A 19,043-nucleotide genomic window follows, 5' to 3' on the forward strand; every position below is an offset into this window, starting at 1 on the left:
GCAAATCGCCCGCCGGAGATCACATCGTGACAATCAGCTGCGATGTTACCGATCAGTCAGCTTCCAGCAAATATTCATCAAACAACCATTTGGGACTATTGTCCTGAATATCATGGCTAAAACGGCCCTATATAACAAACCGAAGCGCCGGTACCCGACGAACGGGCACCGACGCTCCGGTGAAATGTATTCAGTTGATCGTGCCGAGGTTGCTTGTCAGACCGTGAAGCCGAGTGCGCGCAGTTGCTCGCGTCCGTCTTCGGTGATCTTGTCCGGTCCCCACGGCGGCAACCACACCCAGTTGATCTTCATATCGGTACACAGATCGCTACGCACAAGTGCGCCGCGCGCCTGGTCCTCGATCACGTCGGTCAACGGGCACGCCGCCGACGTCAAAGTCATGTCGATCGTGACGACACCGTCGTCTTCGAAGAGTCCGTAGACCAAGCCGAGATCGACGACGTTGATTCCCAGTTCGGGGTCGACGACGTCGCGCATCGCTTCTTCGAGTTCGTCGAGTCGCTCAGGCGACGGGACAGTGCCACTGCCCTGTGCGCCACCGAATTCCGCAGTGGAATCGGGATTCGGATTCACCGGAGCGCCGACCTCGGCGTCCTGCACTGGTTGTGTCTCGGTCATGATCCCTGTCCTTCAGTCGTGTCGACCAATTCACTGCTGCTGTCCGCCGTCGTCACAGCACTGCCGTCGACAATCTGGACTACAGCATCCTTGAATGCCATCCATCCGAGCAAGGCGCACTTCACGCGTGCCGGGTACTTCGAGACACCGACGAACGCGATGCCGTCGCCGAGAACGTCCTCGTCCCCCTCGACGGTGCCCCGACTGCTCACCATCTCGTTGAACGCCGTCACCGTCTTCAGTGCGTCGGTGACCTGCATCCCGATGACGAGGTCGTTCAGCACCGACGTCGACGCCTGGCTGATCGAACAACCCTGACCGTCGTACGAGACGTCGGAGACCGTTCCGTCCTCGGAGATCTGGACGCGCAACGTCACCTCGTCGCCACACGTCGGGTTGACGTGGTGCACCTCGGCGCCGAACGGCTCACGGAGTCCGCGGCCGTGCGGATGTTTGTAGTGATCGAGGATCACTTCCTGATACATCTGCTCCATGCGCATGATTCAGTTCAACTCCCCTGCGACACCGAAAAATTCCTGCGCACGCTTGATCGCTGCAACGAGAACATCGATTTCCGCGGTGGTGTTGTAGAGCGCAAACGACGCACGGGCCGTCGCAGCGACACCGAACTTACGGTGCAGCGGCCACGCGCAATGGTGTCCGACGCGGATCGCGACACCCTCGTCATCGAGGATCTGTCCGAGGTCGTGGGCGTGAATACCGTCCACGACAAAGGAAATCGCTCCGCCGCGGTTCTCGGACGTCTGCGGTCCGATGATGCGCAGACCTTCGATCGCCGACAACTTTTCGAGAGCAGCCTCCACCAACACGTGCTCGTGCGCGGCGACGGCGTCCATCCCGAAGGTGTTCAGGTAATCCACGGCAGCGCCCAGTCCGACCACCTGTGAGGTCATCGGGACGCCGGCTTCGAAACGCTGAGGCGGCGGCGCGTAGGTGCTGACCTCCATGGTGACCGTCTCGATCATCGACCCGCCGGTGATGAACGGAGGCATCGCTGCCAGCAGTTCACGACGGCCGTAGAGAACTCCGACCCCCGAAGGGCCGAGCATCTTGTGGCCCGAGAACGCCGCGTAGTCCACTCCCAGTTCGTGGAAGTCGACGGCCATGTGAGGCACCGACTGGCACGCGTCGAGCACGACGAGTGCACCGACGGCGCGTGCTCGTCGCACCAATTCCTCGACGGGCGCGATCGCGCCGGTCACGTTGGACTGGTGGGTGAACGAAACGACCTTCACCGCGTCTGTCAGCTCCAGCGAATCGAGATCGATCCGGCCGTCGTCGGTGACGCCGTACCACTTGAGCGTCGCACCGGTTCGGCGCGCAAGTTCCTGCCAGGGAACGAGGTTGGCGTGGTGTTCGAGTTCGGTGATGACGATTTCGTCGCCAGGACCGACATGGCGGTCGAAGCGATCGTCACCGAGAACGTAGGTCACCAGATTGAGAGCCTCGGTGGCGTTCTTGGTGAACACCAACTCGTCCGAATCCGCGCCCACGAAAGAAGCGATGGTGGCGCGAGCATTCTCGTACGCGTCCGTCGCCTCTTCTGCGAGCTGATGAGCACCCCGGTGTACTGCCGCGTTACACGTGGTCAGGAAGTCCCGTTCGGCATCGAGAACCTGGACCGGACGCTGCGAGGTAGCGCCGGAATCCAAGTACACCAAAGGTTTTCCGTCGCGCACGGTTCGCGCCAGGATCGGGAAGTCGGCCCGAACCGCTGTGACGTCGAGCTCGCGCACCGAGGTGGTCATCGTGATTACGCTCCCTGGGTAGCTGCGGTGTCCGCGGTGAAACGAACGTAGCCGTTGGTCTCGAGCTCGTCGGCCAGCTCCGGTCCACCCGACTCGACGATGCGGCCACCGACGAACACGTGAACGAAGTCGGGGTTGATGTAGCGCAGAATGCGCGTGTAGTGCGTGATCAGCAGAACGCCGCCGTTCTCGCGCTCCTTGTAGCGGTTGACGCCTTCGGAGACGGTGCGCAGAGCGTCGACGTCGAGGCCGGAGTCGGTCTCGTCGAGGATCGCGATCTTCGGCTTGAGCATGCCCAACTGCAGGATCTCGTGGCGCTTCTTCTCGCCACCGGAGAAGCCTTCGTTGACCGAGCGCTCGATGAACGAGGGATCGATCTCGAGCTCGCTGAGGGCTTCCTTGACTTCCTTGACCCAGTGGCGCAGCTTGGGAGCCTCGCCTCGCACGGCCGTGGCGGCGGTGCGCAGGAAGTTGGACATGGAAACGCCGGGAACCTCGACGGGGTACTGCATCGCCAGGAAGAGCCCGGCACGTGCACGCTCGTCGACGCTCATTGCGAGGACGTCTTCACCGTTGAGGGTGATGGAGCCGGACGTGACCTGGTACTTGGGGTGACCGGCGATGGCGTACGACAGAGTCGACTTGCCGGAGCCGTTGGGGCCCATGATCGCGTGGGTCTCCCCCGAGCGGACCGTCAGGTCGACGCCCTTGAGGATCTGGATGGGCTCGGCGTTGGCATCGGAGTTGGCGACCTCGACGTGCAGGTCACGAACCTCGAGGACCGAGGTGGTGGTGTTGTCACTGGTAGACATGAAATTCCTTCAAGATGAGGCGGGCGAGCGTAGCGACGGGGTGGTGTCGCAGGCGGGGCGGTCAGGAGCCGACGGCTGCGAGTTCGGCTTCGACTGCGGCTTCGAGGCGATCGCGCACCTCGGGAACAGCGATCTTGTTGATGATTTCGTGGAAGAACCCACGTACGACCAGACGACGAGCCTGATCCTCCGGGATACCACGAGCACGCAGGTAGAACAGCTGCTCGTCGTCGAAACGTCCCGTTGCACTTGCGTGGCCGGCACCGACGATCTCACCGGTCTCGATTTCGAGGTTCGGAACCGAGTCGGCGCGGGCGCCGTCGGTCAGCACCAGGTTGCGGTTGAGCTCGAACGTGTCGGTGCCCTCCGCTGCGGCGCGGATGAGAACGTCGCCGATCCACACGGTGTGCGCGTCGGGCTTGCCGGATCCGGGATCGCCCTGAAGCGCACCCTTGTAGACCACGTTGGACTTGCAGTTGGGCTGCGAATGATCCACCAGCAGACGCTGTTCCAGATGCTGGCCGGCGTCGGCGAAGTACAGGCCGAGCAGTTCGGCGTCGCCGCCCGGTCCGTCGTACTTGACGGTGGCGGACAGGCGAACCAGGTCGCCGCCCAGGCTGATCGAGGTGTATCGAAGCACTGCGTCGCGATTCAGGCGAGCGTGGTGTGACGTCACGTGAACTGCGTCGTCCGCCCAGTCCTGGATGGCCACCACGGTCAGCTGCGAACTGTCACCGAGAACGAATTCGATGTTCTCCGCGAAGGTTCCGCTGCCGCGCTGGTCGATCACGAACGTCGCCTTGGCGAACTGTGCCAGGTGAATCTGGGTGTGTCCGTAGGCGACGTTGTCGACTCCGGGGCCGGTCATGGTGACCACGACTGGCTTCTCGACCTCGACCTCGGCGCCCACCGAGATGACCGTTGCAGTCTCGAAGCTCGAATACGCCTGCGCTGCAATGCGATCAGCGGGAACGCCGGCTTTGCCCAGACGCGCGTCGTCACGGCCGACGGTCTCGACGGTGATGTCACTTCCCCCGTCGACCTCGACGGTGACCTGTCCGTTGGCGACGGCGCTGCCGTCATGCAGTCCCCGGAGACGACGCAGCGGGGTGAACCGCCAGATCTCGTCACGTCCGCCGGGAACCTCGAATGCATTGACGTCGAACGAGGAGAACTGCTCGCCCTTGTTCGTGATAGGTGAGCCTGTGGCTGCACCCTTTACAGGAGCGGTCGGGTTCTCCCCGGCAACAGCTCCGATGACTCCGGTCTCTGGCGTGGTCACTAACCCACAGCCCCTTCCATCTGAAGTTCGATAAGGCGGTTGAGCTCGAGCGCGTACTCCATCGGGAGTTCCTTCGCGATGGGCTCGACGAATCCACGCACGATGGTGGCCATCGCCTCGTCCTCGGTCAGTCCGCGGCTCATCAGGTAGAAGAGCTGATCGTCACTGACCTTGGAGACGGTGGCCTCGTGACCCATGGTGACGTCGTCCTCGCGGATGTCGACGTACGGGTAGGTGTCGCTTCGGCTGATCTGGTCGACCAGCAGAGCGTCACACTTGACGGTCGACTTGGAGCCGTGGGCACCCTTGTTGACCTGCACCAGACCGCGGTACGACGCACGTCCACCACCACGGGCGACAGACTTGCTGATGATGGTCGAGGACGTGTGCGGCGCGAGGTGGAGCATCTTGGCGCCGGTGTCCTGGTGCTGGCCCTCGCCGGAGAACGCAACGGAGAGAACCTCACCGCGGGCGTACTCGCCCATCAGCCACACGGCCGGGTACTTCATGGTGACCTTGGAGCCGATGTTGCCGTCGACCCACTCCATGGATCCGCCTGCCTCGACCTTGGTGCGCTTGGTCACCAGGTTGTAGACGTTGTTGGACCAGTTCTGGATGGTCGTGTAGCGGCACTGGCCGCCCTTCTTCACGATGATCTCGACGACGGCCGAGTGCAGTGAATCGGACTTGTAGATCGGCGCGGTGCAACCCTCGACGTAGTGCACGGAGGCATCTTCGTCGACGATGATCAGGGTGCGCTCGAACTGACCCATGTTCTCGGTGTTGATGCGGAAGTACGCCTGCAACGGGATGTCCACGTGGACTCCCGGCGGAACGTAGATGAACGAGCCACCGGACCACACGGCGGTGTTCAGCGCGGAGAACTTGTTGTCGCCGGCCGGGATGACCGATCCGAAGTACTCCTTGAACAGCTCCGGGTGCTGCTTGAGACCGGTGTCCGTGTCGAGGAAGATGACGCCCTGCTCCTCGAGGTCCTCACGGATCGAGTGGTAGACGACCTCGGACTCGTACTGAGCTGCGACGCCGGCAACGAGGCGCTGCTTCTCCGCCTCGGGGATGCCGAGCTTGTCGTACGTGTTCTTGATGTCCTCGGGCAGGTCTTCCCACGACTCGGCCTGCTTCTCGCTGGACCGGACGAAGTACTTGATGTTGTCGAAGTGAATACCTTCGAGGTCGCTGCCCCAGTTCGGCATCGGCTTCTTGTCGAAGGTGCGCAGCGCCTTGAGGCGGATGTCGAGCATCCACTCGGGCTCGCTCTTCTTGGCGGAGATGTCCCGCACGACAGCCTCGGACAACCCGCGCTGCGCGCTGGCTCCGGCTTCGTCGGAATCGGACCAGCCGTAGCCGTAATGACCGAGGGACGCGATGGTCTCTTCCTGCGTGAGCGGCTCGGTGCCTGCTGCCGCAGTGGTAGTCGCCTGGTCTGATGTGACGGTCATGCGAGCTCCTTCCGGAGTCTTGTTTCTTGACGGCTGCTCGGGTTCAGCGAGGGCTGGTCGCTGTGGTCGAGCAGTTCTGACTTTGAAGAACTAGCTGAAAAATCTCTATTCGAACGCTGCACGGTGGCAACGCTCTGTAGAACACTGTGGTCCGGTCATCTACTCCCGGTGGACACGAGGGGCACGTGCGTCGTGCAGGCGCAGTCACCGTTGGCGATGGTCGCCAGACGCTGAACATGAGTCCCGAGCAATTGCCGGAATGCTTGCTGCTCTGCCTCGCACAGTTCCGGAAACTCTTCTGCCACATGGGAAACCGGGCAATGGTGTTGGCAGATCTGCACGCCGTTGCCGACCGGCCGGGTCGACGCTGCGAACCCCACCGAGTTGAAGGCTTCGGCGATTGCGTCCGCTGTCGCCTCGACGTTGTCGACATCTGTCGGATCAGCCGGTTCGACGTCTCCGACGATCGCCTGGACCCGACGCTTGGCGAACTCCTCGATTGCCGCGTCTCCGCCGATTTCACGGAGTTGCCGCATCGCGGCTCCCGCCAGATCGTCGTAGGTGTGGCCGAGGCGGCCGCGACCGGTCGCGGTGATCTGGAACTGCTTGGCGGGACGACCTCGTCCGCGCTGACGCAGCGACGACGCCGAAGCGGTACGGGCTTCGCCCGACTCGATCAACGCATCCAAGTGACGTCGGACACCTGCGGCACTCAAACCGAGGCGTGTGCCGATTTCGGAGGCGGTAATGGGGCCTTCTTCGAGTAGCAGCTTGACCACTGCCGCCCGCGTCTGACCTTCGACGCTCACCGTAACCGGATTTGCGGCAGCACTCGGCGAGGCCGCTACAGTGGGCTGACCTGCAACTTCCTTGCTTCGTGGGTCTGACGCATTTCTTTTCACAACACAAGTGTGACGGAATTCTTTTCGCAGGTCTACTAAGGGCAACCTGCATTACATTCGGGAATATCCGGACAACGTACGTTGTTTGTGCTTGTCTGTCCGGCTGGATGGAGCAGCTACGCTGCCTGGTGTGCCGCAGACCCCCGAGAAGACGACGACCGCGCGATCGGCGCGCGCGATCCTGCTGGAAAAACCCAAGGCACTCGCGCTTTCCACAATCGGCGTTCGACCTTTCGGATCCGCTCCCCGGCAGAGTATGGCCGCGGTGCTGCACGGCGACGAGGACGAGCGCCCGGGCCTGAACGCGAAGGAAACCGCACAACTGCGAGGGATCCGCCGATTCGGCGCGACCGGCGCGGTCTTGATGGCAGTCGGAGCGCTCGGCGCCGGCGCACAACCCGTCCTGCAGAATCCGACCGCAGGACTTCGAGTCCTCAGCCTTCCCGGACGTATGCCGACGGTCTCACTCACCATGACGATGACCGGAACCGTGCTCGTCGTTCTCGCCTGGCTGATGATGGGCCGATTTGCAGTCGGGGACATACGCAGCCGTTCCGGCGCACCGCGGCGCATGACCCGTTCCCAGTTGGACCGCACACTCCTGCTGTGGATCCTGCCGCTCTCGGTCGCACCGCCGATGTTCAGCCGCGACGTCTACTCGTATCTGGCACAAAGCGAAATCGCGGCCCGTGGACTCGATCCGTACGCCATCGGCCCCAAGGCGGCACTGGGCGTCGACCACGTTCTCACCCGCACGGTTCCGACGATCTGGCGCGACACCCCGGCTCCGTACGGTCCGTTCTTCCTGTGGCTGGGACGCGGGATCAGCTCACTGACCGGCGACAACATCGTGGCCGGAATCTTCTTGCACCGCTTGCTCGCATTGGCCGGCGTCGCGCTCATCGTGTGGGCGATACCTCGACTGGCCAAGCGATGCGGTGTCTCTGCCGTCAGTTCGCTCTGGCTCGGTGCCGCGAACCCGCTGTTGCTCTTCCACTTGGTGGCCGGCATCCACAACGAAGCCCTCATGCTCGGGTTGATGCTCGCCGGAATCGAGATCGCCCTCCGCGCAGTCGAAGGGTCCGGGCCGATCCGTGGGCGAGCGCTGTTCTATCTCATTGCGGGATCTGGATTGATCGCGTTGTCGTCGACGGTCAAAATTCCGTCCTTGCTTGCGCTGGGATTTGTCGGCATGGCCTTGGCTCGGCGTTGGGGTGGAACCTGGAAAGCCCTGGCGGGAGCCGCGATTCTCCTGGGCGTCGTTGCCGCTGTCGTCACGTTTGTCATCAGCGTGGCCAGTGGGCTCGGTATGGGTTGGATCAACACCCTCGACACCGCCACCGCAGTCCGGAGTTGGATGTCCATCCCGACGCTCCTGGGCGTCGGCACGGGATTGGCCGGTGTACTACTCGGACTCGGCGATCACACGACGGCGATCCTCACGATCACGCGGCCCATCGCAACTCTCGTCGCCATGCTCGTCACCGCACGGATGATGATCTCGGTGTACATGGGCCGCATACACCCGGTCGGTGGACTCGGCATCGCACTCGGAGCGATCGTTCTCCTGTTCCCCGTCGTTCAGCCGTGGTACCTGCTGTGGGCGATCCTTCCGTTGGCGGCGTGGGCCACCGCACCGATTTTCCGCATCCCTGCCGTCGTCTTCACCTCGATCGTCAGCGTCATGTTGATGTCCAACGGCGCCGAATACCTTCCGTTCATGATCGTGCAGGCCGTCATCGCGACCATCCTCACCGCCGGAACGCTCATCGTCTTCACCCGCAATTCACTCCCCTGGCGTAGCGACAAGCCAGTAGCGGAGATCACGAAAGGCGGACCGGTAGACGAAGACAACTCGGCGGGGGCTTACGCTGATTCCCCGTGACCTCGAGAGCCTCCAGATCGTCTACGCCGGCGGTACAGATCCAGGGTGTCGTCAAGTCCTTCGACGGTGTTCGAGCCGTCGACGGTATCGATCTCACTGTCGAGACGGCCCAGGTCGTTGCCCTGCTCGGCCCCAACGGAGCCGGTAAGACAACCACCGTCGAGATGTGCGAAGGGTTTGTCACCCCCGATGCCGGCACGGTTCGAGTGCTCGGTCTCGACCCCATCGCCGACTCCGGTGAAGTCCGCTCGCGAATCGGCGTCATGCTGCAGGGCGGCGGCGCGTACCCCGGGTCCAAGGCCGGGGAAATGCTCGACCTCGTGGCCGCATACTCGGCCGACCCGCTCGATCCCGCCTGGCTCCTTTCCAAACTCGGCCTCACCGATGCGCGCAAGACCCCGTACCGCCGTCTCTCCGGAGGCCAGCAGCAACGACTGTCACTGGCGTGCGCGCTGGTCGGCCGCCCCGAATTGGTATTTCTGGACGAACCCACCGCTGGGCTCGACGCTCAGGCGCGCCTGCTCGTGTGGGAACTCATCGACGCTCTGCGACGTGACGGCGTGAGCGTCCTGCTCACCACACACCTCATGGACGAGGCCGAAGCACTCGCCGACGAACTGGTCATCATCGACCACGGCAAGATCGTCGCGTCGGGAACGCCGGCCGAGGTCACCAGCAAGGGCGCCGAAGGACAACTCCGTCTGACGACGGTTCCCGGTTTGAGCCTCGATTCGCTGGCCGGTTCACTCGCCGGGTTCCGCATCGAGGAATCCAACCCAGGCACCTACGTCGTCGAAGGTGCAATCGATCCGGCAACCGTGGCAACAGTTGCGACGTGGTGTGCCGATCAGGACGTGCTGATCAACGACATTCGCGTCGATCAACGGAGTCTGGAAGACGTCTTCCTCGAATTGACGGGCCGGGAACTGAGGGGATGACGGAGATCAAGGTCATGAACGAAACAGCGTCGAACGGCCAGAGCAGTCCCATCAGCGTTGCCCGAGACCGGCGGCTCGCCGAGAACCGCTTCGAGCCAGGCACCTTCTCGCCGGATCCCCGCCCCAATTCGGCGGCCAAGATGCTGGCGGCGCAGACCAAACTGGAGCTGACACTTCTGCTCCGCAACGGTGAGCAATTGCTGCTCACCATGTTCATCCCGATCACCCTGCTCATCGGACTGTGTCTACTTCCGATCGGCGATTTGGGCGATTCTCGGGTCGATACCGTGCTCCCTGGTGTCATGATGGTTGCCGTGATGTCGACGGCGTTCACCGGACAGGCCATCGCCGTCGGATTCGATCGCCGATACGGCGCGCTCAAACGACTCGGTGCAACTCCGCTACCGCGGTGGGGAATCATCGCAGGCAAGAGCGCTGCCGTCATCATCGTCGTGGCGCTGCAGTCGCTGTTGCTCGGCGCTATCGGTTTGGCGTTGGGGTGGCGTCCGTCGTTCGTCGAACTTGTACTCGGCGCAGTGGTCATTGCCATCGGTACTGTCACATTTGCCGCGCTTGGCCTCCTGCTCGGCGGTACTTTGCGAGCAGAAATCGTTCTCGCGCTCGCCAACATCCTGTGGTTCATCATGGTGGGCATCGGCAGTGTGGTCTTCGCCAGCGGTGAACTCCCGACCGCTGTTCACACGCTGGTGCGCATTGTTCCGTCCGGCGCACTGGCACACGCACTCGAAGCGGCCCTCGACACCTCGATGGACTGGTTCTCGATTCTCGTACTTCTCGTCTGGGCCGCAGTGGCCGGAGTCTGCGCAGCAAGGTGGTTCAAGTTCACGTGAGTACACGACGGACAGCTCAGATCGTCGGCTGTGTGGCCGCAACAGTGATGTTGTGTGCCGGACCCGCAACGGCGACCCCTTCGGTGTCCGGTCCACTCGCACCTGCAAATCCGCACCTCGGTCCCGTCGGTACTTCCACCATGCACGGTGACGCGGGCTCGTCCGACGTCACGCCGCTGCCTGGTCCAGGAGCCGGCCCACACGAGGTGACAGCTTTCCCGATGATGGCCGCCTGCCCGACGGTCCTCCAGGGGTCCGACGGCATGATCGTCTCGCTCTGCACGACGATGATCGGCCAGATCCCGACCATCCATTTGATCGATCCGAAGGCCGACGCCACACCCTTGGGACGGTCGGTCGCGCAACTGCCGCTCGCGAAGGGCAGCCTGCTCGGCGGCGTCTACGCCTACCTCGACAACGAGAACCGTCTCGTAGCCGTCGACGGAAACCGTCAACTGGTCCGTATTTCCCATGCGCAGAATCCGGACGGCAGTTGGCGGCTGGAACTCGCGGATGTCATCGATCTCAGTGGTGCGGTTGCCGCCGACGACAACGTCACCGGTCTCGCCCCGGATTGGGACGGCAATGTCTGGTTCGCCACCGGGCACGGCACCGTCGGGTATGTCGGCACGGATCGAATCGCGCACAGCATTGCGCTCCCCGAGGGTGAGCAGGTGCAGAACAGCATCTCCACCTCCCCGACGGGCACTGCCGTCGCAACGACCCACGCGCTCTACCAACTGAAGCGAAGTGGCGACGAGGTCGTCATCGACTGGCGTCAGCCGTACGACCGCGGGCCGGCCCGCAATCCGGGTCAGCTCAGCTGGGGAACCGGATCGACTCCGACATACTTCGGCCCGTCGACGGGCAGCGATTTCTTGACCATCGTCGACAACGCCCACCCGACAGTGAGCTTGCATGTCTATCGCGCTGACACGGGCGCCGAGGTGTGCACGCAGCCGGTGTTGTCCGCGGCCAGCAAGGACGGCTCACCGAGTGGCAGCGAGAACTCCCCCGTCGGCATCGGTCATTCGGTCTACGTGGCCGGTACTTACGGATACCCGTACCCCACGACTCCTGACGGTGCCGGTCCAGCGGTCCCCGCCACGGCACCCTTCAACGGCGGAATGACCCGGGTCGACATCGATCCGGTCGGCTGCCATGTCGTGTGGGACAACACGATTCGTAGCTCCGCGGTACCGCACCTCTCGACGGCGGACGGCTCGATCTACACCGTCACGCGGGACGGTAATCCGAGCACCTCTCCGCTCGACGGGTACTCGTTCGCGGTGATCGACTCGAAGGACGGGTCACAGATCGGTTCGACTCCCCTGCCGTCGACGATCCTCAACGACACCCTGCAGATGTCGGCACTCATCACCGAGTCTGGCGAGTACTTCCAGGGAACGATCTCGGGAATCGTGCGCGTTCGCGCGAACTGACGCGAGCTGGTCCCGACGACGCGGGGCAGCTCGCTTCGCGCCTGCTTCAACGCCTGCCCTTAACGACGCGGGGCAGGCGCGGAGCGAGCTGGCCCCAACGACACTGTGTAGTTGATGGGGAACTACGATTGTTGGCGTGGTGAATCGTGTGTATGCCGGATTTTTACGCTTGGTGGATCGACTACCTCTCCCCTCGCTGAAAACGCAGAAAATCATCGCGTTCATCGTGATCCTGACGCAGGGCGGCATCGCTGTCACCGGCGCGGTGGTTCGCGTGACCGCGTCTGGGCTCGGTTGCCCGACGTGGCCGCAGTGCTTCCCCGGCAGCTTCGTCCCGGTCGGCCATGGCGAGGTCGCAGTACTTCACCAAGCCGTCGAGTTCGGCAACCGCCTGCTGACCTTCCTGGTCGTCATCGTCGCCGCCGCGATCGTGCTCGCGGTGACTCGTGCTCGTCGACGGAATGAAGTCCTGATCTATGCCTGGATGATGCCGCTCGGCACTGTCGTTCAGGCAGTGATCGGCGGTATCACGGTCCGAACCGGTCTGCTGTGGTGGACCGTCGCCATTCACCTGGTGGCGTCGATGCTAATGGTCTGGGTTGCCACGGTGATGTACGCGAAGATCGCGGAACCCGACGAGGCAACAACGCTGATCGTGATGCCGAAGCCGCTTCGCTGGCTGACCGCGCTGTCCGCAGTCGCGCTGGCCGGCGTGCTGGTCGCCGGCACCCTCGTAACGGGTGCGGGCCCCCACGCGGGTGACAAGAATATGGATCGGATTGTGCCTCGCCTTGAGGTCGAGATCGTGACCCTGGTTCATCTGCACTCGCAACTGTTGGTCGGCTATCTGGCCTTGGTGGTGGGCCTGACCTTCGGCCTGTATGCAGTCGGGACATCCCCGGCTGTGAAGATCCGCCTGAAGGTCTTGCTGGCTCTCATCGTCGCTCAGGCACTCATCGGTGTCGTTCAGTACTTCACCGACGTACCGGCAGTGCTGGTCGTCTTTCACGTCGCCGGTGCGGGACTGTGCACGGCTGCGACCGCGGCAGTTTGGGCTGCGGGTAAGACCCGCCAGTACACGCCGACCGATTCGCCGATACCGGCTCTCTGACGCTTCAAGACACGTGTGGGGCGTAGGAACACCAAGAAGTGTTCCTACGCCCCACACGTCATTTCAGGCTTCGTTGCGTGCTTTCGGGAACCGAGTCTGGTTGGCGACCCAACCGGCCATCTTCTTGAAGTGACCTTCCTGGGGGGTGACGATGCTCGTCAGCTCACGCTCCCACTCGGCAACGGTGACGGTGTCGAAGGACGCAACGACGGCATTGGCCGTGGCGAGGTCCTCGACGACCTGATCACCGAGGATGCCGTCGGCACCCACGAGAGTGATGCGAACGCCGGCCAGGCCGACCGGCTGAATGACGGCGCTGGCGGTACCGCCGTGCTCGGCGACGAACTTGGTGATGGCGTTCACCGTGGACTTCGGCAGTTCCGGCGCGGACGGGGTGGCGTCCGACTTCTCGGTATCGGTGCTCATGACTCGACAATACTGGTCGGTAGCCCGGAAGCGACACCAGGCATGGACTGAGCGTCGGCCGTCTCGGGTGTAGAACAGAAACCATGCGAGCCATCTACGTGACCGAGACCGGCGGACCAGGGGTTCTGACTCTGACCGAACAACCCGAACCGACACCCGGCCCAGGCGATCTACTCGTCAGGACCGAAGCGATCGGCATCAATTTCATCGACACGTATTTCCGAATGGGCCAGTACAAGCGTCCGCTCCCCTACATTCCCGGCGACGAAGGCAGCGGCGTGGTCGAAGCTGTCGGTTCCGACGTCACCGAATTCGCCGCTGGTGACCGTGTCGCGTGGGCGGCCGCCACGGGCAGCTACGCCGAGAAGGTGGCTGTTCCCGCCGCAGTCGCCGTGAAAGTGCCCGACGGTGTCCCGGCATCGGCCGCAGCGTCGGCGCTCCTGCAGGGGATGACGGCACACTACCTCGCTAAGTCGACGTATCCGATCCAGAGCGGCGACACCGTGCTCGTGCACGCAGGCGCGGGCGGCGTCGGGTTGATCCTGACGCAGATGGCCGTCAGCCTCGGGGCGAAGGTCATCACGACTGTGTCGTCGGATGCGAAGGAAGAACTCTCGCGCGGCGCCGGTGCCTCGGAGGTCCTGCGGTACGACGAGGACATCGCAGCGCGAGTCCGGGAGTTGACCGGCGGCGAAGGAGTAGCGGCGGCATACGACGGCGTCGGCGCGACAACTTTTGATTCGAGCCTGGCTTCCGTCCGTATTCGCGGCACTGTCGCATTGTTCGGTGCGGCCAGTGGACCCGTTCCGCCCGTAGATCCGCAGCGGCTCAATTCATCGGGTTCGCTGTTCCTGACGCGTCCCACGCTCGCGCATCACATTCGCACTCGTGAGGAACTGACCTGGCGTGCCGGTGATGTCTTCGACGCCATTGCGGCCGGGAATCTCGATATTCGCGTCGGCGCCGAGTATCCCCTCGCCGACGCGGCAACAGCCCATCGGGATCTGGAGGGTCGAGCAACGACCGGGTCGATCGTTCTGATTCCCTAGCGAAGTGCTGTGCGCCTTTATTAACCGCCCGCGGTTAATAAAGGCGCACAGCAGAATCAGCTGAGCATGTCGCTGATCGTCTGGAGTCCGAGAACCGAGTCGACAGCGAGGCCGACGAAAACGATCGCAAGATAGTTGTTCGACTGCAGGAACAGGCGCAGCGGCTTGACCTGAGCACCGCCGCGAACGCTGCGGTACAGCTGATGAGCCATGAGCAGGAACCACGCACCGGCGACGATGGTGATTGCGGCGTAGATGACGCCCGACGCAGGGACGAGGACAAGCGTCGTGACGACCATCGCCCAGCTGTAGAACAGGATCTGCTTGGTGACGTGCTCCTCGGTGGCGATCACCGGAAGCATGGGAACACCTGCCGCCTTGTAGTCCTCTTTGTATCGCATCGCGAGCGCCCAGGTGTGCGGCGGCGTCCAGAAGAAGATGATCAGGAACAGCACGACGGGCTGCCAGCTCAGAGACCCGGTGACAGCGGCCCAGCCTACGAGGACGGGCATACATCCGGCTGCGCCACCCCAGATGACGTTCTGCCAGGTGCGACGCTTGAGAACCATCGTGTAGATGAGGACGTAGAACGCGATCGTGATCACGACGAGGATGCCGGCCAAGAGGTTGGCTCGCCACCACAGCCACAGGAACGACGCGAGTCCGAGAAGAAGTCCGAAGACGAGTGCGTTACGGGTCGGCACCGCCTCGCGGGCCAACGGACGCTTCGCGGTGCGCTTCATGACCTTGTCGATGTCGGCGTCGACGACGCAGTTGAGCGAGTTCGCACTCGCTGCGCCCATCCAGCCACCGAAGAGGGTGCTGAGGATCAGAACGATGTCGACCGTTCCGCGATCGGCCAGCAGCATTGCCGGAATGGTTGCCACCAACAACAATTCGATAACTCGCGGCTTCGTGAGCGCGATATAAGCCAGAACCTTGCCCGTTGCGCGACCCCACACCGTATCGGTATTGGTCGCCCGCGGGGCGGCACCTGGGCTGCCGAAGCCATGTCCGCTCGGCTGTTGCCCTGTCCGCACGTTCTCTCCTTGCACCACGCGTTACCGCACTAACTGTTCACGACACACTGCTGACACTGTCCTCTACTACGAACGATGGTAGACCGCAGCCATTGAGGAACCGAATCGACCCGGACAGCCAGGACCATTAGGCTGGGTTACGCAGTGGAGGGACACCCCACCCTCGCAATCCACGTACACCATGTCAGGAGACATCTGCCAGTGTCGATCACAGACGAGATCCACGTCCTCACGCAACCCGTCCACCCCTCGGACTGGACCGACCTGGACACCAAGGCTGTCGATACCGCCCGCGTGCTCGCCGCCGACGCGGTTCAGAAGGTCGGCAACGGCCATCCCGGAACTGCAATGAGCTTGGCGCCGTTGGCATACACCCTCTTTCAGCGCATCATGCGCCACGATCCTTCGGATGCAGAATGGGTCGGCCGTGACCGCTTCGTTCTTTCCTGTGGCCATTCGTCCTTGACGCTGTACACCCAGCTCTACCTGTCGGGCTACGGTCTCGAGCTTGCTGACCTCGAAGCTCTCCGCACATGGGGCGCACTGACCCCCGGTCACCCCGAGGTCGGCCACACCGTCGGCGTCGAGATGACCACCGGTCCGCTCGGCCAGGGCCTTGCGTCCGCAGTCGGCATGGCCATGGCTGCGCGTCGTGAGCGCGGGCTGTTCGATCCGGAGACCCCGGTCGGCTCCTCCCCCTTCGACCATCACATCTACGTGATCGCGTCCGACGGTGACATCGAGGAAGGCGTCACCTCCGAGGCGTCGTCACTCGCCGGTGTCCAGGAACTGGGCAACCTGATCGTCTTCTACGACGACAACAAGATCTCCATCGAGCACGACACCGCCATCGCTCTCGGCGAAGATGTCGGAAAGCGCTACGAGGCGTACGGCTGGCACGTTCAGCACGTCGATGGCGGCGAGAACGTCTCCGGCATCCTCGACGCGGTTGCCGCAGCCAAGGCCGTCGTCGATCGTCCGTCCATCATCTTGCTCCGCACCATCATCGGTTTCCCGGCGCCGAAGAAGATGAACACCGGCGACGTTCACGGCTCCGCACTCGGTGCCGACGAAGTCGCCGCGGTCAAGGAAGCCCTCGGGTTCGATCCGAGCAAGTCCTTCGACGTCGACGCCGACGCTCTGGCTCACGCCCGTGAGGTCGTCTCGCGCGGAGCCGACGCACACAAGGCATGGCAGGTCGAGTTCGACGCGTGGGCCGCACGTGAGTCCGAGCGCAAGGAACTCTTCGACCGCCTGTTCGCCGGTGAGTTCCCCGCCGGCTGGGCCGACGCTCTCCCGACCTACGAAGCCGACGCCAAGGGCGTTGCGACTCGCAAGGCCTCCGGTTCGGCACTCAACGCGCTCGGACCGATCCTGCCCGAACTGTGGGGCGGTTCCGCCGACCTCGCCGGCAGCAACAACACCACCATCAAGGGCGCAGATTCGTTCGGCCCCTTCTCCATCTCCACCAGCGACTGGACTGCGCAGCCTTACGGCCGCACGCTCCACTTCGGTATCCGTGAGCACGCGATGGGCTCGATCCTCAACGGCATCGCGCTGCACGGGCCCACCCGTCCGTACGGCGGAACCTTCATGGTCTTCTCCGACTACATGCGTCCGGCGGTTCGCCTGGCTGCACTGATGAAGACTGCCGTCACCTACGTCTGGACCCACGACTCGATCGGTCTCGGCGAAGACGGCCCGACTCACCAGCCGGTCGAGCACCTCGCTGCTCTTCGTGCGATCCCGAACCTCGCCGTCGTCCGCCCGGGTGACGCCAACGAGACCTCGTTCGCATGGCAGGCAGCACTCGAGAACAAGACGGGCCCGACGGCTCTGGCGCTCACCCGCCAGGACATCCCGGTTCTCGAAGGCACCAAGGAGAAGGCTGCCGAAGGCGTCAAGCGCGGCGCTTACGTCCTCGTCGACGCTGCCAACGGTTCGCCCGAGGTCATCTTGCTTGCGACCGGTTCCGAACTGCATCTGGCCACCGAGGCTCGCGAGACCCTCGAAGCTCAGGGCGTCGCAACCCGCGTCGTTTCCGTGCCGTGCCTCGACTGGTTCCTCGAGCAGGATCAGGCGTACCGCGACGAGGTCATTCCGCCCGCCGTCCGCGCACGCGTGTCCGTCGAAGCCGGTATCGCAATGCCGTGGTGGCGCATCCTCGGCGACGCCGGTCAGGCCGTCTCGCTCGAGCATTACGGCGCTTCCGCCGATTACAAGACCTTGTACCGGGAGTTCGGCATCACTGCCGACGCGACTGTCGAAGCCGCGCAGCGCTCCCTCGCATCTGTGAAGGGATGATCTCGATGACACAGAACGTGAATACCGAAAAACTCTCCGCTGCAGGCGTTTCCATCTGGCTCGACGACCTCTCGCGAGATCGCATCCAGTCCGGCAACCTGCAGAACCTGATCGACACGAAGTCGATCGTGGGTGTCACGACCAACCCGTCGATCTTCCAGGCGGCACTGTCCAAGGGCTCCGACTACGACGCTCAGGTTCGCGAGTTGGCCGAGCGCGGCGCCGATGTCGACGCCACCATCACGGCCGTCACCACCGACGACGTGCGCGCTGCGTGCGACATCCTGGCCCCGCAGTTCGAGGCCTCGAACGGCGTCGACGGCCGCGTGTCCATCGAGGTCGATCCTCGTCTGGCGCACGACACCGACGCGACTGTCGCGCAGGCGATCGAGCTGCACAAGATCGTCGACCGCCCGAACGTCCTCATCAAGATCCCCGCAACGCTGGCCGGTATCCCCGCCATCGCCAAGGTGATCGGTGAAGGCATCAGCGTCAACGTCACTTTGATCTTCTCGGTCGAGCGCTACGAAGCTGTCATGGGCGCCTACCTCGACGGTCTGGACACCGCCAAGGCTGCCGGCCGCGACATCTCGTCCATCGAGTCGGTCGCCTCGTTCTTCGTCTCCCGTGTGGATTCCGAGATCGACAACCGCCTCACGGCGATCGGCACGCCGGAAGCTCTCGAGCTTCGTGGCAAGGCTGCACTCGCAAACGCTCGTCTGGCGTACAACGCGTACCAGCAGATCTTCGAGGTGCAGCCGCGCTTCCAGGCTCTCCTGGCCGATGGCGCCAAGGCTCAGCGCCCGCTGTGGGCGTCGACCGGCGTGAAGAACCCGGATTACCCGGACACGCTCTACGTCACCGAGCTGGTTGCGCCCAACACGGTCAACACCATGCCGGAGAAGACGCTCGACGCTCTCGCCGACCACGGTGAGATCACGGGCGACACGATTTCGGGCACCGCTCAGGACTCGCAGGTCGTCTTCGATCAGCTCGCAGCTGTCGGCATCGATCTTGCGGACGTGTTCAAGGTCCTCGAGACCGAGGGCGTCGACAAGTTCGAGGTGTCCTGGAACGAGTTGCTCGACGCAACTGCCGAGCAGCTTCGCGCAGCAACCCAGAAGAGCTGAGCC

The 19,043-nt window shown here is 63.5% G+C and carries 17 protein-coding genes; 8 read left to right on the forward strand and 9 right to left on the reverse strand.

All coding sequences use genetic code 11. The features are described from left to right. Positions 1-216 precede the first annotated feature (216 nt). From CPI83_RS14765 to CPI83_RS14795, 7 genes are all read right to left on the reverse strand, one after another. Positions 217-639, reverse strand: coding sequence for a metal-sulfur cluster assembly factor (locus CPI83_RS14765; protein ID WP_003944963.1), 423 nt, complete (start codon positions 637-639; stop codon positions 217-219). Then, positions 636-1,139 carry a Fe-S cluster assembly sulfur transfer protein SufU gene (sufU, locus tag CPI83_RS14770; RefSeq protein WP_003944894.1) on the reverse strand — a complete coding sequence of 168 codons (504 nt, stop codon included), beginning with the start codon at positions 1,137-1,139 and terminating at the stop codon, positions 636-638. Before sufU ends, CPI83_RS14765 begins: the two co-directional genes overlap by 4 nt. A gap of 3 nt (positions 1,140-1,142) precedes the next feature. Beyond that, a complete protein-coding gene (locus tag CPI83_RS14775; RefSeq protein WP_003944865.1) occupies positions 1,143-2,408 on the reverse strand; it encodes a cysteine desulfurase in 1,266 nt (421 codons plus the stop codon). Between the two features lie 5 nt (positions 2,409-2,413). After that, positions 2,414-3,220, reverse strand: coding sequence for a Fe-S cluster assembly ATPase SufC (sufC, locus tag CPI83_RS14780; RefSeq protein WP_003944795.1), 807 nt, complete (start codon positions 3,218-3,220; stop codon positions 2,414-2,416). A gap of 61 nt (positions 3,221-3,281) precedes the next feature. Beyond that, positions 3,282-4,502, reverse strand: a complete 1,221-nt coding sequence (gene sufD, locus CPI83_RS14785) for a Fe-S cluster assembly protein SufD (RefSeq protein WP_020907733.1) — start codon at positions 4,500-4,502, stop codon at positions 3,282-3,284. Beyond that, positions 4,502-5,962, reverse strand: coding sequence for a Fe-S cluster assembly protein SufB (sufB, locus tag CPI83_RS14790; RefSeq protein WP_097387373.1), 1,461 nt, complete (start codon positions 5,960-5,962; stop codon positions 4,502-4,504). Before sufB ends, sufD begins: the two co-directional genes overlap by 1 nt. Positions 5,963-6,117: 155 nt before the next feature. Further along, entirely contained in the window at positions 6,118-6,864 is a 747-nt protein-coding gene (locus tag CPI83_RS14795; RefSeq protein ID WP_269801274.1) for a metalloregulator ArsR/SmtB family transcription factor, read from the reverse strand. A gap of 130 nt (positions 6,865-6,994) precedes the next feature. On the opposite strand from CPI83_RS14795, the gene mptB reads away from it, so the two are divergent. The 5 genes from mptB (at position 6,995) to CPI83_RS14820 (ending at position 13,091) form a co-directional block, all read left to right on the forward strand. Continuing rightward, complete coding sequence (gene mptB / locus CPI83_RS14800) at positions 6,995-8,749, forward strand: polyprenol phosphomannose-dependent alpha 1,6 mannosyltransferase MptB (protein ID WP_080910404.1); 1,755 nt, start codon at positions 6,995-6,997, stop codon at positions 8,747-8,749. Then, entirely contained in the window at positions 8,746-9,687 is a 942-nt protein-coding gene (locus CPI83_RS14805) for an ABC transporter ATP-binding protein (RefSeq protein WP_007727917.1), read from the forward strand. Before mptB ends, CPI83_RS14805 begins: the two co-directional genes overlap by 4 nt. After that, positions 9,684-10,538 (forward strand): ABC transporter permease, encoded by an 855-nt coding sequence (locus CPI83_RS14810; protein WP_081051166.1) that lies wholly within the window; start codon positions 9,684-9,686, stop codon positions 10,536-10,538. The genes CPI83_RS14805 and CPI83_RS14810 overlap by 4 nt, the downstream gene beginning before the upstream one ends. A gap of 47 nt (positions 10,539-10,585) precedes the next feature. Then, entirely contained in the window at positions 10,586-11,980 is a 1,395-nt protein-coding gene (locus tag CPI83_RS14815) for a hypothetical protein (RefSeq protein WP_232816934.1), read from the forward strand. A gap of 136 nt (positions 11,981-12,116) precedes the next feature. After that, complete coding sequence (locus CPI83_RS14820; protein WP_179154704.1) at positions 12,117-13,091, forward strand: heme A synthase; 975 nt, start codon at positions 12,117-12,119, stop codon at positions 13,089-13,091. Between the two features lie 63 nt (positions 13,092-13,154). Here the strand turns inward: CPI83_RS14820 and CPI83_RS14825 are convergent, their stop codons facing one another. Continuing rightward, positions 13,155-13,517 (reverse strand): hypothetical protein, encoded by a 363-nt coding sequence (locus CPI83_RS14825; RefSeq protein WP_020969598.1) that lies wholly within the window; start codon positions 13,515-13,517, stop codon positions 13,155-13,157. An 83-nt stretch (positions 13,518-13,600) separates the two neighbouring features. Here CPI83_RS14825 and CPI83_RS14830 point away from each other — a divergent pair, with 83 nt between their 5' ends. Further along, a complete protein-coding gene (locus CPI83_RS14830; protein ID WP_097387376.1) occupies positions 13,601-14,566 on the forward strand; it encodes a quinone oxidoreductase in 966 nt (321 codons plus the stop codon). A gap of 56 nt (positions 14,567-14,622) precedes the next feature. Here the strand turns inward: CPI83_RS14830 and CPI83_RS14835 are convergent, their stop codons facing one another. Continuing rightward, positions 14,623-15,606 carry a heme o synthase gene (locus CPI83_RS14835; protein ID WP_003944994.1) on the reverse strand — a complete coding sequence of 328 codons (984 nt, stop codon included), beginning with the start codon at positions 15,604-15,606 and terminating at the stop codon, positions 14,623-14,625. A 201-nt stretch (positions 15,607-15,807) separates the two neighbouring features. On the opposite strand from CPI83_RS14835, the gene tkt reads away from it, so the two are divergent. Together tkt and tal are read left to right on the forward strand one after the other, a co-directional pair. Further along, complete coding sequence (gene tkt / locus CPI83_RS14840) at positions 15,808-17,910, forward strand: transketolase (RefSeq protein ID WP_019748403.1); 2,103 nt, start codon at positions 15,808-15,810, stop codon at positions 17,908-17,910. Positions 17,911-17,915: 5 nt separating this feature from the next. Next, positions 17,916-19,040, forward strand: a complete 1,125-nt coding sequence (gene tal, locus CPI83_RS14845; RefSeq protein WP_046379904.1) for a transaldolase — start codon at positions 17,916-17,918, stop codon at positions 19,038-19,040. Positions 19,041-19,043: the final 3 nt, after the last annotated feature.

This window comes from Rhodococcus sp. H-CA8f (genome assembly GCF_002501585.1).
Taxonomy (GTDB): domain Bacteria; phylum Actinomycetota; class Actinomycetes; order Mycobacteriales; family Mycobacteriaceae; genus Rhodococcus_F; species Rhodococcus_F erythropolis.